This window comes from Collinsella sp. LCP21S3_A3 (genome assembly GCF_052118905.1).
Classification (GTDB): Bacteria; Actinomycetota; Coriobacteriia; order Coriobacteriales; family Coriobacteriaceae; genus Collinsella.
Genome location: NZ_JBQKGH010000003.1, coordinates 106,418 through 121,778 on the forward strand (window position 1 = coordinate 106,418; position 15,361 = coordinate 121,778).

Genomic DNA, 15,361 nt, shown 5'->3' on the forward strand with positions numbered 1-15,361 from the left:
CAATGGCAAAACAGCTGCCAAAGCGCGACCTTGAGAACGTGGGCCTGGGCGTCACGGGCGCGTGCGTAGCGCTCGTGACGCTTGTCGTTGCCGCGCTCATCTTTATGGTCGCCCAAAAGGGCCTCTCGGCTTTTCTCAAGGACGGCGTTTCGGTCGTCGAGTTCTTTACCGGCACCAAGTGGGACCTGGCCAACACGGCCGAAAACGGCCTGCCCTATACCGGCGCCCTGCCCCTGATCGTCACCTCGTTTGCGGTCATGGTGCTCTCCACGCTTATCGCGCTGCCCATCGCCATCGGCTCTGCTATCTTTGCGGTCGAGATTAGCCCTAAGTTTGGCTCCAAGGTGTTTCAGCCGCTTATTGAGCTTTTGACCGGCATTCCCTCGGTCGTCTTTGGCCTGGTCGGCTTTCACGTGGTCGTCGGTCTTATGAAGAGCGTTTTCCACGTGAGCACGGGCCTGGGCATCTTGCCCGGCGCCATTGTGCTGGCCGTCATGATCTTGCCGACGATGACCACCCTTTCGGTCGATGGCCTGCGTGCCGTGCCCGATAGCTACCGTCAGGGTTCGCTCGCGCTGGGCTACACCCGCTGGCAGACCATCTGGCACGTGGTACTCAAATCCGCCATGCCGTCGCTCATGACCGCGGTCATCCTCGGCATGACCCGCGCCTTTGGTGAGACGCTCGCCGTGCGCATGGTTATCGGCGGTATCGAGGCCATGCCGACGTCGCTGCTGTCGCCGGCCTCCACCATCACCACCACGCTCACCACGTCCATGGCGGTCTATGCCGAGGGCTCGGCCCAAGACGATGTCCTGTGGGCGCTCGGTCTGCTGCTGATGGGCATGAGCCTCATCTTTATCCTGATCATCCACCTTATCGGCCGCAAGGGGGCGAAGGCTCGTGGCTAGCACGCGCATTCATATCGACGAGGCGAGACTCGGGCGCGTCCAAAAGCAGGACCGCATCGCCACGGGCGTACTGACGGCAATCGTCGCCATCGTCATGCTCATCGTCGTCTCCATGGTGGCCTATATTCTGTTCGAGGGTATCTCGACGCTGTTCCAGCCGGGCTTTCTCACGCAGCCCGCGCGCGCCAACGGAACCCAGGGCGGCGTGCTCTATCAGCTGTTCGACTCGTTCTATCTGCTGCTGATCACCCTAGGTATCTCGGTGCCCATCAGCTTGGGCGGCGCGGTTTTCCTGGTTGAGTACGCGCCGGACGGCCCCATCCGTGACATCGCCTCCACCGCCATCGAGACGCTGTCCTCGCTGCCTTCCATCGTCGTCGGCATGTTCGGCTTTCTGGTGTTCTCGGTGCAGCTGGGCTGGAAGTACTCCATCATCTCCGGCGCCGTCGCGCTCACCATGTTCAACATCCCCATCCTGGTGCGCGTGATTCAGCAGGCGCTCGAGGACGTGCCGCAGGCCCAGCGCGATGCGTGCCTGGCTATGGGCCTCACCCGTTGGGAAGCCACGCTGCACATCCTGATCCCCGAGGCCATGCCCGCCATCGTGACCGGTATCGTGCTTTCGGCCGGCCGCGTGTTTGGCGAGGCCGCGGCGCTGCTTTTTACCTCGGGCATGAGCTCGCCGGTGCGTCTGAACTTCTTGAGCTTTAACCTGTCGAGTCCCACTTGCGCCTGGAACGTGTTCCGCCCCGGTGAGTCGCTCGCCGTGCACATCTATAAGATCTATGGCGAGGGCAGCCCCGAGGCACAGCAGATTGTTTGGGGCACCGCGGCACTGCTGATGATCTGCGTGCTGCTGTTTAACGTAGTCGCCCGTATCGTGGGCAAGCAACTGGCAAGGAGGATGACGGCCGAATGAGCGAGATAAATGCAACGCCCGCAACCGAGGCGGCCGCGTCCGAGACCCAGGACTTTTTGTCGAGCGTGGGGGAGAGCGAGAAGCGCGTGCGCGTAAGCGGCAAAGCCGTGAGCGACGAGGTCGTGCTTTCCACCAAGGACGTCAACGTGTACTATGGCGACCACCATGCGCTGCACGATACGTCGCTCGACTTTCACAAGGGCGAGATCACGGCGCTCATCGGGCCTTCGGGCTGCGGTAAGTCGACCTTTTTGCGCAGCCTCAACCTTATGAATCGCGAGATTCGCGACTGCCGCGTGGAGGGCGAGATCAAGTACCGCGGGCGCAACGTGAACACCAAGACCGAGAACACCTACGAGCTGCGTCGCTCCATTGGCATGGTGTTTCAGCAGCCCAACCCTTTCCGCAAGTCCATTCGTGACAACATCACGTTTGCGCCCAAACGCCACGGCATTACTGACCGCGACGAGCTCGATCGCATGGTCGAGGAAAGCCTGCGCGGCGCGGCGCTGTGGGACGAGGTCAAGGACAAGCTCGACAAGAGCGCCTACGCGCTTTCGGGCGGCCAGCAGCAACGCCTGTGCATTGCGCGCACGCTGGCGCTCAATCCCGACGTGATTCTGTTTGACGAGCCCTGCTCGGCGCTCGACCCCATCTCGACGCTGGCAATCGAGGACCTGATGTCATCGATTGTTGCCGACCGCGCCATCGTCATCGTGACGCACAACATGGAGCAGGCGTCGCGCGTGTCCAACCGCACGGCGTTTTTCTACATGGGCGATATGGTCGAGTACGACGAGACCGACGAGATTTTCCAACGGCCCAAGGATAAGCGGCTGAATGATTACCTCACCGGCATGTTCTCCTAGTCCGGGACATGCTTGAGGCCCGCGGCGGCCATGGTTGCCGCGGGACTGATTGGAGAGGCGGGTCATCTCCTGCGGGAGATGGCCCGCCTTTTTGCTCTGCGACCGAAACGACCACCACAAAGGGGACAGGCACCTTCGTGGTGGTTTGGGGCGGGGCTCGCTGCTATCATGGACAACGTTGAATTTCTACGAAGGAGCAGGGCATATGGCGATTCTTTTGGGATGCGATTCCGTCAGCCTAGAGTTTCCCACCAAGCATATTTTCGATAGCGTGACGCTCGGCGTGGGCGAGGGCGACCGCATTGGCATCGTCGGTAAAAACGGCGACGGCAAGTCGACGCTGCTGAGTGTGCTCGCCGGTACGCTGGACCCCGACGACGGCCGCGTGACGCATCGCCGCGACACGACGATTGGTTTGCTCGGCCAAAAGGACAACCTGGTCGATACCGACACCGTGCATCATGCCGTCGTCGGCGACACGCCCGAGTACGAATGGGCCTCGAGCCCGCGTACGCGCCAGATCCTGGCCGGCCTTATTAGCGATGTGCCCTGGGAGGGCACGGTGGGCGAGCTTTCGGGCGGTCAGCGCCGCCGCGTGGACCTCGCGCGCCTGCTGATCGGCGACTACGATGTGCTCATGCTCGACGAGCCCACCAACCACCTGGACATGCGCACCATCAACTGGCTCGCGCGCCACTTAAAGGCCCGCTGGCAGCGCGGCCAGGGCGCCATGCTCGTGGTCACGCACGACCGTTGGTTCTTGGACGAGGTCTGCACCAGCATGTGGGAGGTCCACGACGGCCAGGTCGACCCCTTCGAGGGCGGCTACTCCGCGTATATCCTTCAGCGCGTAGAGCGCGACCGCATGGCCGCCGTTACCGAGGAGCGCCGTCGCAACATGGCGCGCAAGGAGCTCGCGTGGCTGAGCCGCGGCGCACAGGCGCGCTCCACCAAGCCCAAGTTTCGCGTGGAGGCCGCCCGCGAGCTCATTGCCGACGTACCGCCCGTGCGCGACGAGCTGGAGCTCAAGCGCCTGGCGGTGAGTCGCCTGGGCAAGCAGGTTATCGACGTGGTCGACGTGGACGCCGGCTATGCCGATACCGACGGCGCGCCCAAGCAAGTGCTCTCCGACGTGACCTGGCTCATTGGTGCGGGCGACCGCTATGGTCTTTTGGGCGAGAACGGCGCCGGCAAGTCCACACTGCTCGATGTGATTCAGGGCAAGATCGCGCCCCTGCGCGGCCGCGTGAAGATTGGCCAGACGGTGCGCTTTGGCGTGCTGTCGCAGCAGCTCGAGGAGCTCGAGCCCTACATGGGCGACACGATCCGCGAGGTGCTCAGCAACTACAAGAAGTACTACGTTATCGATGGCAAGGAGACCTCGCCCGAGAAGCTCTGCGAGCGTCTGGGCTTTACGACGCAGCAGCTCTGGAGTCGTATCGGCGATCTTTCGGGCGGACAGCGCCGTCGCCTGTCGCTGCTGCTGACGATCCTGGACGAGCCCAATGTGCTCATCCTGGACGAGCCCGGCAACGACCTGGATACCGACATGCTGGCGATTGTCGAGGACCTGCTCGATGGTTGGCCCGGCACGTTGATTCTGGTAACGCATGACCGCTTTTTGATGGAGCGCGTGACCGACCAGCAGTGGGCGCTGCTCGACGGCCACCTGACGCACATGCCCGGCGGCGTCGACCAGTACCTGCGCCTGTGCAACGCCACCGCCGAGGGCGAGCCCGTGGGTGCGCCGAGCGCCAAGACTGGCACGTTCGACACCGGTGCCGCGGCAGCTGCGGCCGAAAAGCCCAAGGCGAGCGGTCAGCCCAATGGCCTTTCCAATGCCGAGCGCCAGAAGCTCCGCCGCGAGGTGAGCTCGCTCGAGCGCAAGATGGAGACGCAGCGCGCTCGCGTGGAGGAGGCCGAGGCCGCGATGGCTCAGGTCGACCCCACCAACTACACGGCGCTGGGCGAGCAGCAGGCAAAGATCGACGAGGCTCACGCCGCTATGGACGAGCTGGAGATGGCGTGGCTCGAGGCGAGCGAGAAGCTCGAGGGCGAGGAGTAGACGAGGATGATCAAAGCCGCGTTTTTCGATATCGACGGCACGCTACTGAGCTTTAAGACGCACCGGATTCCGGCGTCGGCGCAGCAAGTGCTCGACAGCTTTCACGAGCAGGGGATTGCGTGCGTGATCGCCACGGGCCGCCCGACCTACCAGATGCCCGATTGGCTGTTCGATCTTGGTTGGGATGCGTATATTACGCTTTCGGGCCAGCACTGTTTTGATGCCGAGGGCGTCTACCGCAGCTGCCCGATTGATCCGGACGACGTTGCGGTGATTGTGGACCAGGTGGCCGAGGGGCGCTACGACTCGCTGTGCATGCAGGGCGAGAACTCGTTTGTGAACCGCCTGTCCGAGCGCGTGGTGACGGCCGGTAACAACGCGGGAATTGTCTACCACGAGGAGCCGTTTGAGCACGCCTTCGATGCGCCGGTTTACCAGTTTTGCGCCTTTGTGGATCCTGCCGACGAGCATATCGTGACCGACGCCGTGTCGCATTCGCTCACCACGCGCTGGTGCGACCTGTTCTGCGACATTATTCCGGCCAACGGCGGCAAGGACCTGGGTGTGGCGGCGACGCTGGAGCGCCTGGGCATCGACGCGAGCGAGGCGATCGCCTTTGGCGATGGCGAGAACGACCTGTCGATGTTTGCCGCCGTGGGCACGAGCGTGGCCATGGGCAACGCGCAAGACACGGTAAAGGCTGCGGCGAGCTACGTGACGACTGCCGTGGACGACGACGGAATTTACAACGCCGCAAAGCACTTTGGGCTGCTATAGCTGCGGCTCGGCACTTGGGGACGTTCCTTTTCTGCCGGCAGTTGGGGACGCCCCTTGCGCGTTGTGTGCCGCGTCGCCCGGCCGGACAGCCACGCATGCTACAGGTTCTTGACACCCATCGCGCGCATGGCGTTCAGGATGGCGATGATCGCCACGCCCACGTCGCCAAAGACGGCGAGCCACATGTTGGCGATGCCAAGCGCCGCGAGCACCAGAATCAGCAACTTAATGCCCAGTGCAAAGATGATGTTCTGCCGAACAATCGTCATGGTCTTGCGAGCCACGCGGATTGCACGGGAAATGTTGGACGGCTTGTCGTCCATCAGCACAACGTCCGCTGCCTCGATTGCGGCGTCGGAGCCCATGGCGCCCATGGCAATGCCCACATCGGCACGGGTGAGCACGGGCGCATCGTTGATACCGTCGCCCACAAAGGCGAGCTTGCCCTTGCCCGATTCGGTCGCCAGCAATGCCTCGACGCGCTCGACCTTGTCACCTGGCAGAAGCTGCGCGTGGAACTCATCGACTCCCAGCTGATTGGCCACGGCGGCGGCCACTTCCTCGCGGTCTCCCGTGAGCATGACGGTGCGCTTGACGCCGGCGGCGTGCAGCTCGCGAATCGTTTGCTCGGCATCGGCCTTGACGGTGTCGGCAATTACGATGTGACCGGCATAGACGTCATCGACCAGCACATGGAGGATAGTGCCGACGACCTCGCAATCGGGCGCTTCGATGCCGACCGCGGCGAGCATCTTGGCGTTGCCGACGACGACGTGCTTGCCGTCGATGTTCGCCGTCACGCCATGGCCCGCGTCGTTGGTGGAGTCGCATACACGCTTGGGGTCGAGTTGGCCCTGGAAGGCGGCGCGCACCGACTGCGCGATGGGGTGGTCGGAGAACGACTCGGCGAGGGCTGCGACTTCAAGCAGCGATTGCTCGGTATAGCCGCCCTCGGGGTGCACCGCGACGACCGAGAACGTGCCGTTGGTGAGCGTGCCGGTTTTGTCGAAGACGACGGTATCCACATCGGCGAGCGCCTCGAGGTAGTTGGAGCCCTTGATGAGAACTCCCAGCTTGGACGCGCCGCCGATGCCGCCAAAGAAGCTCAGTGGCACGCTAATTACGAGTGCGCACGGACAGCTGACGACGAGGAAGGTCAGGCCGCGTAGGATCCAATCGGACCAAGCACCGGTCACCAGGCCGCCGCCGAGCGCGAGCACCGCTGCCGCGCCGGTGACGGCGGGCGTGTAGACGCGGGCGAACCGTGTGATGAAGTTTTCGGTGCGCGCTTTCTTCTCGCTGGCGTTTTCCACGAGCTCCAGGACGCGCGCGACGGTGGACTCGCCAAAGGGTTTGGTGGTGCGTACGCGGATAAGACCCGTCATGTTGATGCAGCCGCTGATGATATCGTCGCCGGTCTTGGCGGTACGGGGGACCGACTCGCCGGTGAGGGCGGCGGTGTCGAGCTGGGTTACGCCCTCGACGATAACGCCGTCGATGGGCACGCGCTCGCCGGGCTTGATGACAATGACGGTGCCGACGGCGATGTCATCGGGAAAGACCTGCTCGAGCGTGCCGTCAGCCTGCTCAACGTTGGCGTAATCGGGCGCGATGTCCATCATGGCGCTGATCGATTTGCGGCTCTTGCCCACGGCGTATGTCTGGAACAGCTCGCCGACCTGGTAGAACAGCATAACGGCGGCGCCTTCGGCCATGTGCGGGTCGGTATCGGGGAAGAGCACCGTGGCAAACGCGCCGATGGTCGCGACGGCCATGAGGAAACTCTCGTCGAACGCCTTGCCGCGGCGGATGTTGCTGAATGCCTTTTGGAGCACGTCGTAGCCGGCAATCAAAAACGGCACGAGGAACAGCACAAAGCTGGCGTAGATGTTGCCGGGCTCTCCAAATGCGATAGTGAGGGCGCCGAGCTCATCGAGGGCGTACACCACGACAAAAATACCCAGCGCTACCAGGATGCGGTTGCGTTTATGCTCGAGTGACTCTTTTTTCTTGCGCTTCTTCTTTTTCTTCTTGGGGTCGGCGGTGGCCATGACTCGTATCCTCCCATTTGAATGTATGAACACTCGCTCATGTAATTTCGCGAGCAAAGGCCGCGGCAAGCGCGGCCTTGCGTATCAGCGTATGCGCAGGCTAGAGAATGATCTCGCAGTCCGGCTCGGCGTCGGCGGTGAACTCCACGACGCGATCGAGGACCTCGTCGAACTCAGCGTCGTCGGCTTCGAGCGTCAGCTTCTGAGTCATAAAGTTGACCGAAACGGATTTGACGCCCTCGAGCTTGGCGAGTTCGTCCTGAAGCTCACGCGCGCAGTTGGCGCAGTCGATCTCGTCGAGCTTGAACTGCTTTTTCATGATGGGTTCCTTTCCCTGTATTTGCGGCTTGGGTGCAGGCCGCGCTGGTACCGTGGTTGGTCGCTATTCGCAGATGTGGCTCATGCCTTGGTTGAGCATGGTGTAGACATGATCGTCGGCGAGCGAGTAGAGGATGTTGCGCCCGTCGCGCCGGAATTTAACCAGGTGCGACTGTTTGAGCGTGCGCAGCTGGTGCGACACCGCGGACTGCGAAGTCGCAGTCGCTTCGGCGATGTCTGCCACGCAGAGCTCGCGGCCCATGAGAGCGTAGAGGATCTTGATACGCGTGGTGTCGCTGAAAACCTTGAACAAGTCGGCAAGGTCGTACAGCAGCTCCTCGTCGGGAAGGTCCTCGGGCGAGCAAGTGGTGGGGATGTCGGGCACGATGGCGGTGTCGATGTCGGTCCTTATTTCATCGGCGTGTTCGCTCATTGCAATATCCTTTCATATGAACATGTGCTCATATAACTTACTTCCGAGTATATGAGCGCATGTTCATATGTCAATATAATTTGCGAAATTTTTTGCTGTCGATTGGCCCCAGAGGCGGCTAAGGGCATTGGTTGGTGCTGATAAGGCCGCCGATGCCAACGTGGGTATCCTAGCGACGTGCAAAAACGGGAGTTTTCAGCATCGACGAGGGGTTATTTATTGCATGATACGGCGTCGTTTGCCGCCACAGGGCTTTACTGGAGTGCAAATGGCAATAGATATTCCTCAGCTGTTGCCTAACTTACATCGAAAACAGCGGCTTCGGTGCAAAATGGGGCAATTCGGCCGCCCTCGGATACTCGGCTCTGCTGAAAACTCCCGTTTTTGCACGTCGCCGGGGTACCCACCCTGTCAGTCCGCCTCTGTTCTGGCCCCGTACACCCTGCCTTCGGGTGTGGAGGTGCTTGTTTGGGCGAACTCCGGGCAATCCAGCTCGATGACTTGCATGTCGTCGATGGCCGGGACATTGTTGATCGTCGGGTCGTCCAGCGAGATGCCCTCGAGCACTGCGCGCTCGAGCTCAAGTGCATTACCCTGCGCTGCGTCTTGACGGAGGAGCTCCTCAATACGCTTCTTTTCCTCGATAAATCTCCTGAGAACAAATTGTCGCAGCTCTTCTTGCTTGGTTGCGAAATCTTTGGGCAGGCGCGATGGGCGAATGCCCTCCTTTCGCTGGATTGCCTCCATAACCCTGGTGAAGGCGCTGGCGTGCATAAAGGAATAGCGACTGACGGTAATGATTCCGTAGCCCATGGACGCCAGCGCGTTCTTGCGCTCTTCGTCAATGGCGCGGTCTTCTTCGGCATCGTGCTGAAATCCGTTGTATTCGATGTCGGTTCGGGACCGCTTGAGATATGCATCCATATAGAACTTTTCGCGCCGCGTGAGATTCTTTGCAGCAGCTGTGACCTTTACTTCGTAGTCGGTCTCGATCTCGCTAATGCCAAGACCGCCCTCGCGCCTGGGTAGCGTGAGCATCATGACAAACGCCGTTTCCATCGGCGATCGGCATCCGTCCCGCACGCATTGGATGGCTTTTCGGGCAAGTTCGAGGCCCTTGCAGTCGATGAGGGAGTTAAAGAAATGTTTAAGGCTCGAAGTCGAGGTGAGCGCGAAGCGCTCGGTATAGGATGTTGAGGCATCGTGCCCAAGGGAATAGGCTCCACACAGTTCGAAGTAGTACTCCACAAGTTCTCGAAAGGGAAGATAGGTTGCGGCCTGAAGCGCACAGAGTTCGACGCCGACAATATAGATGTCGTCGGCAAGCTTGATAAAGCGCGAGCCCGCGAATCGCTTGGATGATACGTGGCACTTGCATCCCGTCATGCTGCGCACGTTTGCGCGCTCGAACACCGTTGTATCGAGCGGGGCATCGTTATCCAGAGCGACGTTGTGCCTGGCGAGCCAGTCGGCGGCAGAGTCGAGCAGCTCCTTGCTGGGGCGCGCCCCGTAGATCTTGGCAGGGCTGCAGGGCTCGGTGCCAATTGCGGATACCGAGTATGCGGCTTGGTAGACCGCTTTTGCCGTGTTATGTGAAAGCACGATACTCATACAGATAGCATGGCAGACCAGGCGGCGGGGTTCGCAATGAACGCCAAGGTAAAATGTCGCGGCATAACAAAAGCTGTCCAAGCGCTTGACGCCAATGATGGAGAAAGATGCTATTTGGAGCATTGTCACAGCTCGCTGGCTACGCAGACCTCCACAACTGATGCTGATCAGCATCGTTTTGATGCAAAGGCGGCGTCAACAAAAATGTGCAATTTGGCTTGAACATGCGCAGATGAAGTTCTTGGTTATGCGGCGGCTAGACATCGGGGGCTGGAGGGCCGCGTTGTACGGCGCGAAAAACAGGCCGATATCCGCTTGGATATCGGCCCGTATTGCGTCGCTTGAGGGGAGCGCCTCGGCGTGTCGCTTTTGCGCGGGGCGCTATGGTCCGGCAAGTGTTGCTCGCGAATGGCGCCTCTGCTTGGCAATCTACTTGGCAAACAGGTTCTTGAGGTTGAACTCGGCCTGCACCGTCCGGAGCATGAGGTCGGTGTCGTCGAGGCCCAGGTGCTGCTCGTTGGCGTCGGGCGCGAGGGTGCCGCGACGGCGTGCCCAGTTCTCGAGTGCGGCGGGTGCGGACTCGCGGGGGAGCGAGCGCACGTCGGCGTCCAGACTGCGGCAGATCTGGCGCGAGTCGATGACGATAATCTTGCCGGCTCGGCGCGCCTCGGCATAGCCGTCCAGATGGATCTTGAACCAGCTGTCCTCAAAGGCGGCGTTGTGCGCCATGTACGGGTATTTCTTCATGAGCTTGAGCAGCTGCTTTTGCAGCTCCTTGTTCTCGCGGAAGGGCGTTTTGCCGTCGATGTCGTCCCAGGTGATGTGATGGATATTCGACAGCGGCACATCTTCGCCGCGGTAGATATCGGGCAGGCCGCAATAGTGTGCCTCGGCGTCGTGCGGGACGGCGTCGCTGGTGAGCTCCATGATCTCCCAGCCCACGTTGATGATGTAGCCGCGCTCGGGTGCACGGCCGGTGGTCTCGATGTCGATGCCGAGCACCGTGCCCTGGATGGGCTTGCGGGCGTACGCCACGCCGAGCGCATCGCGGTCGCCGCGGATCTCGCGCATGACGGACGCGGCGGTGCGCTTTTGCATCTTGCCGATGGCGGCGCAGGTATCGGCGTCGGACAGACCGCGCGAAAGCGTCACGGGCGTCACGTTGCGCAGGCGCGCCTCGCCAATCTGGTCGCATAGGTCGCGGTTGCGGTCGGCCAGGTCGCGCACGGTGGCAAAGTCGAAGACAGGGTCGCCCTCGGCGGTAAAGTACTCGGTCTCGAGCACCTTGAGGGCCTCTTCGCCTTTTTGACGCTCGGACTCCATGGCGGCGTGATCGCCATAGATGAACATGGGGATAAACGGCTGGCGCTCGTATTCGAGTGCTTGCGAAACGTTCATATACTGCTCCTTGGACGGGCCGCGTCGTGCGGCTCGGGGTCATTGAGATGTGGCGAGATGATAGTTTACCACAGGCAACTATTGGCATCACGCCTAGGACAACTACAATACCCTAGTTGACCGCTAGGACTTTTACAATGCTGCCGAAAGACACGAAAGGTTCCATCCGTCATGGATTTTCTGATTGATATTTTGCTCGACGCCGGCAAGGACACGCTCTCGCTGGTGCCGTTCTTGTTGGTGACATATCTGGCCCTCGAGACGCTGGAGCATGTGGCGGGCGATCGCGTCAACGGCGCCATCAAGCGTGCCGGTGCCGCTGGTCCCGTGGTTGGCTCGTTGCTGGGCATGGTGCCGCAGTGTGGCTTTTCGGCGATGGCGGCAACGCTGTACGCCGGTCGCGTCGTGACGTTGGGCACCCTGGTGGCGGTGTTTCTCTCGACCTCCGACGAGATGCTGCCACTGCTACTTGCCGAGCAGGTTCCCGTGCAGACCATGGCGATGCTTTTGGCTTCGAAGGCGCTGATCGCGCTGGTCACGGGCTTTATCGTGGATGCCGCCATTCGCGGCCTGCGTCGCAACGCCCGTGCTCATGCGGCGATCCGCCGTACCGTGTTGGGAACCGCTGCCAATCCGGCGCACGTTAACTGCGCACATGACGATCACAGCGGCGGTGACATCATCGACGAGGTGGCCGAGGCGGGCGTGAGCGCCGACCACATCCATGAGCTGTGCGAGCGCGATCATTGCGGTTGTGATGAAGACGAGGACGAGCGTGACCACGGACATGGCCACGACCACGGACACGAGGGCGAGCACGAACACCACCACGGTCACTCCCACTCACACAAAGGCGCGCCCGTCCTGTCGATTATCCGCAGCGCGATTTCGCACACCGTGCAGGTTTCGGTATTCATTTTCCTGGTGACGCTGGTCCTGGTCGCCGTGCTCGAGACCTTTGGCGAGTCCGCGATCGAGCAGTTCCTGCGCGGCAACGAGACGCTCGCCGTCCTGGGTTCGGCGCTTGTCGGCCTCATTCCCAACTGCTCGGCGAGTGTGGTCATTACGCAGCTGTATCTGGAAGGCGCGCTGCAGCTGGCACCGATGCTCGCCGGTACACTCATTTCTGCCGGCGTGGGTTACCTGGTGCTGTTCCGCACCAACCGCAGCGCCCGCGAAAACGCGGTGTTCCTGGTCATGATGTACGTCATCGGCGCCGGCTGGGGCCTTATCCTTTCCGCCTTTGGCCTCTAAGTAGATGTTAGAGGTATTCCGTAAAAACTGGGGCATGCCTCAAACATCTACCGCCATGACCGGCGTTGGATGCGCGCCAATCGCCAAAACAAAAAGGTAGATTTTTAGGCATATCCCAAAAATCTACCTTGGTTAGCGCAGCAGGTCGGTGAGGTTGCGCTTAAAGCGGGCGCGGTCCTCGCTGGTGAAGGCTGCCGGTCCACGGGTGCGACCGCCGGCGCGGCGCACCTTCTTTTCTTCGTGACGAATAAACAGCTGCATATCGATGGTGGCTTTGTCGTGCACGCGCCCGCGCACGCCGATGGCGGCGGCATCGCGACCGAGCACCATGCTCGCCAGGCCAATGTCCTGCGTCACGACCACGTCGCCCGCCTGCAGACGCTCGATAATGGCAAAGTCGGCGCTATCGGCGCCTACGCTCACGTCGAGCGTTGTGACCCAAAAGCCACGTCGCGCGTGCTCGGCATCGCGCGGGTCGTCACGGCGAATGTGCCGCTCCAGGTTTTGCGTGCTGTTGCCGGCGACAACCACGGCGACGCCCGCCCGTCGCGCGCAGTCGATCGACTCACGCGTGACCGGGCAGGCGTCGGCATCAATAAACAGCGTTCGCGGCATCTAGTGCACCAGCTTGCCAAAGCGGATAGCACGAATAACCAGCGTCACGCCAAACACCAGGAGCGCAGCGCCGGTAAAGATGACGAGCATCTTTGCCGACCACAGCGGGTAGATGAACACGAACACGCCGGCGATGATGGAGAGCGCGCCGCTCAGGATGGCGAGGGCACGGTTGGAAGAAAGCTCGGACTCCAGAATCGACATGATGCCCTCGACAATCCAGCCAAAGCCGGCCACGACCACCACAAGCGTGCTGAGCGTCGCGGTCGAAAGTGCCTGGTTGCGCAGGATCACCACGCCGCCCAAGATGATGAGCAGGTTGGCGAGGATGCTCGTGACGCGCCAGCCGGCGGGCAGCAGCGGCTCAAAAATGGCGGTGAACAGCCTGACGCCAGCCGTGATCACAAAGTAGAAGCCCAGTACGGTCGTCAAAAAGACGAGGGTCTTAGCGGGTGCAAACAGCAGCGCGATGCCGGCGATGAGCGCGATGACACCCGTGGCGGCGTAGATCCAGCGCACGGCTTTAATCGCCTTGCCTGCCATGCTTTTCTCGTCAAATCCAAACAGACTCGATTGCCGGTCGTCATTCTTAAAGATGCCCATGAGGCCTCCTTTCCGTGCGGCGTAAGCCGCGATCGTTACAACCAGTATCGCCTAAAGGCGCTGGCGTATGGGCCGGGGAGGGCGAAACGCAACTCAAAGGCCCCGATTTGTTTCCGTTGTTCCCCACGTTGCGATTTTCTATTCAACAGGTGTAGAACATTGCAGCTCTGTTCGTTATTGCCTGCGTTTTAGGTTAGATTTTCCTAAGAACAATTGGCTTTTTGGGGGTCCCTATGAACGAAGCAGTTCCCGTGGTGCCGTCGAGCGTCGAGTCGATGGCAAAGCAGGGTTGCGAAAAGCTTGGCCTGGATGCGTTTGATGCGCTGGTCCGTCGCGCCCGCACATGCCGCCGTTTTGACGAGTCCATGCGCGTGCCGCGCGAGTTTTTGCTCGAGCTGGCAGAGCTGGCGCACCTGGTCCCCTGTGGCGCCAATGCTCAGCGCTTGCGTTTTCATGTGGTGAGCGGTGCCGAGGACTGCGCTCGCGTGTTTGACGAGCTCGCATGGGCCGGGGCGCTCAAGGACTGGCCGGGTCCTGCCGAGGGCGAGCGTCCGACCGGCTACATTGCAATTCTTGCCGAGCGCACCGTTCCCGGCAAACCCGCCGCGCCTATCACCGAGGTCGACACGGGCATCGCGGCTCAGACGATGATGCTCGCCGCGCGCAGCGCAACGCCCGAGGTGGCGGCTTGCATGTTCAAGGCCTTTACGCCCCGCGCGATCGATGCGATGGGGCTCGATAACGACAAGTACGAGCTCAAGCTGATCATGGCTTTTGGCGTGCCGGCCGAGACCCAGGTTATCGACGCGATCGATTCCAACCCCGACGGTTCTATTAATTACTGGCGCGACGAGGCGCAGGTGCATCACGTGCCCAAGCGTCCGCTTGCCGACGTGCTGGTGTAGTTGCGTCGTTGCGGCGCGATCCGGCGGCAAACCACCACAAAGGTGCCTGTCCCCTTTGTAGTGGTGCGAGGGGAGGGCGTGTGTCCGATCTGTATTTGGTTCGGCATGGGCAGACCGAGCTTAACGTGCAGAACATTTTGCAGGGCTGGCAAGACTCGCCGCTCACGGAGCGCGGGCGCGAGCAGGCACTGGCGACGCGCGCGGCGTTTGAGGCGCGTGGCATCTCCTTTGACCACGCGTATTCGTCTCCGTTGGGTCGGGCGCGCCACACGGCCGAGCTGATCGTTGGCGAGGATCTTCCCATAGAGCCGGTCGATGATTTGCGCGAGTGGCGCCTGGGCACGCTGGAGGGCACATCAAATCGCGATATGCCGCCGCAGCCCTGGGGCGATTATCCGGTGGCCTTTGGTGGCGAGTCGGAAGGCGAGCTTCGGGCGCGCATGGTCGCGGCGCTGTCCCGTATTATGGCCCGACCGCAGCACGATCGCGTGCTTGCGGTCTCTCATGGCTCTGCCTGCCAGGAGTTTCTTAGATGCGTGATCGGCGGGGGAGAGCAGCCCGACAACGGTGCCGTGCTTCATTTTGGCTATTGCGACGGGGCGTTTTCGCTCCTTGATTGGTAACGAACGAAA

The 15,361-nt window shown here is 61.5% G+C and carries 15 protein-coding genes; 8 read left to right on the plus strand and 7 right to left on the minus strand.

The window, feature by feature from the left end:
* The first annotated feature begins 2 nt into the window (after positions 1–2).
* From pstC to ACTQ0H_RS02545, 5 genes are all read left to right on the plus strand, one after another.
* The gene (pstC, locus tag ACTQ0H_RS02525) at positions 3–911 is read left to right on the plus strand and encodes a phosphate ABC transporter permease subunit PstC (RefSeq protein ID WP_427719566.1); all 909 of its coding nucleotides are present in this window, start codon (positions 3–5) and stop codon (positions 909–911) included.
* Complete coding sequence (gene pstA / locus ACTQ0H_RS02530) at positions 904–1,830, plus strand: phosphate ABC transporter permease PstA (protein ID WP_427719564.1); 927 nt, start codon at positions 904–906, stop codon at positions 1,828–1,830. Before pstC ends, pstA begins: the two co-directional genes overlap by 8 nt.
* Positions 1,827–2,699: a phosphate ABC transporter ATP-binding protein PstB gene (pstB, locus tag ACTQ0H_RS02535; protein WP_441547734.1), complete on the plus strand. Its 873-nt coding sequence runs from the start codon at positions 1,827–1,829 to the stop codon at positions 2,697–2,699. Before pstA ends, pstB begins: the two co-directional genes overlap by 4 nt.
* A 205-nt stretch (positions 2,700–2,904) precedes the next feature.
* A complete protein-coding gene (locus ACTQ0H_RS02540; protein ID WP_441547735.1) occupies positions 2,905–4,764 on the plus strand; it encodes an ABC-F family ATP-binding cassette domain-containing protein in 1,860 nt (619 codons plus the stop codon).
* A gap of 6 nt (positions 4,765–4,770) precedes the next feature.
* Positions 4,771–5,541, plus strand: a complete 771-nt coding sequence (locus ACTQ0H_RS02545) for a Cof-type HAD-IIB family hydrolase (RefSeq protein ID WP_441014848.1) — start codon at positions 4,771–4,773, stop codon at positions 5,539–5,541.
* Positions 5,542–5,639: 98 nt separating this feature from the next.
* Here ACTQ0H_RS02545 and ACTQ0H_RS02550 read toward each other — a convergent pair whose 3' ends face one another.
* From ACTQ0H_RS02550 to ACTQ0H_RS02570, 5 genes are all read right to left on the minus strand, one after another.
* Positions 5,640–7,592, minus strand: coding sequence for a heavy metal translocating P-type ATPase (locus ACTQ0H_RS02550; RefSeq protein ID WP_441063031.1), 1,953 nt, complete (start codon positions 7,590–7,592; stop codon positions 5,640–5,642).
* A 100-nt stretch (positions 7,593–7,692) separates the two neighbouring features.
* A complete protein-coding gene (locus ACTQ0H_RS02555) occupies positions 7,693–7,911 on the minus strand; it encodes a cation transporter (protein WP_117583778.1) in 219 nt (72 codons plus the stop codon).
* A gap of 63 nt (positions 7,912–7,974) precedes the next feature.
* On the minus strand, positions 7,975–8,343 hold the full coding sequence (locus ACTQ0H_RS02560; RefSeq protein WP_427747430.1) for an ArsR/SmtB family transcription factor: 369 nt from the start codon (positions 8,341–8,343) through the stop codon (positions 7,975–7,977).
* A 411-nt stretch (positions 8,344–8,754) separates the two neighbouring features.
* Positions 8,755–9,945 carry a hypothetical protein gene (locus tag ACTQ0H_RS02565; protein WP_441537781.1) on the minus strand — a complete coding sequence of 397 codons (1,191 nt, stop codon included), beginning with the start codon at positions 9,943–9,945 and terminating at the stop codon, positions 8,755–8,757.
* 438 nt (positions 9,946–10,383) lie between these two features.
* Entirely contained in the window at positions 10,384–11,352 is a 969-nt protein-coding gene (locus tag ACTQ0H_RS02570; RefSeq protein ID WP_441547736.1) for a 3'-5' exonuclease, read from the minus strand.
* Between the two features lie 171 nt (positions 11,353–11,523).
* Between ACTQ0H_RS02570 and ACTQ0H_RS02575 the strand changes: the two genes are divergently transcribed.
* The gene (locus tag ACTQ0H_RS02575) at positions 11,524–12,606 is read left to right on the plus strand and encodes a putative manganese transporter (protein ID WP_441547737.1); all 1,083 of its coding nucleotides are present in this window, start codon (positions 11,524–11,526) and stop codon (positions 12,604–12,606) included.
* Positions 12,607–12,738: 132 nt separating this feature from the next.
* On the opposite strand, the gene ACTQ0H_RS02580 is transcribed toward ACTQ0H_RS02575, so the two are convergent.
* Entirely contained in the window at positions 12,739–13,221 is a 483-nt protein-coding gene (locus ACTQ0H_RS02580; RefSeq protein WP_441547738.1) for a YaiI/YqxD family protein, read from the minus strand.
* Positions 13,222–13,824, minus strand: a complete 603-nt coding sequence (locus ACTQ0H_RS02585) for an HdeD family acid-resistance protein (protein WP_441547739.1) — start codon at positions 13,822–13,824, stop codon at positions 13,222–13,224.
* 233 nt (positions 13,825–14,057) lie between these two features.
* On the opposite strand from ACTQ0H_RS02585, the gene ACTQ0H_RS02590 reads away from it, so the two are divergent.
* Positions 14,058–14,729 (plus strand): nitroreductase family protein, encoded by a 672-nt coding sequence (locus ACTQ0H_RS02590; RefSeq protein WP_441547740.1) that lies wholly within the window; start codon positions 14,058–14,060, stop codon positions 14,727–14,729.
* A gap of 80 nt (positions 14,730–14,809) precedes the next feature.
* The gene (locus ACTQ0H_RS02595; protein WP_441547741.1) at positions 14,810–15,352 is read left to right on the plus strand and encodes a histidine phosphatase family protein; all 543 of its coding nucleotides are present in this window, start codon (positions 14,810–14,812) and stop codon (positions 15,350–15,352) included.
* Positions 15,353–15,361: the final 9 nt, after the last annotated feature.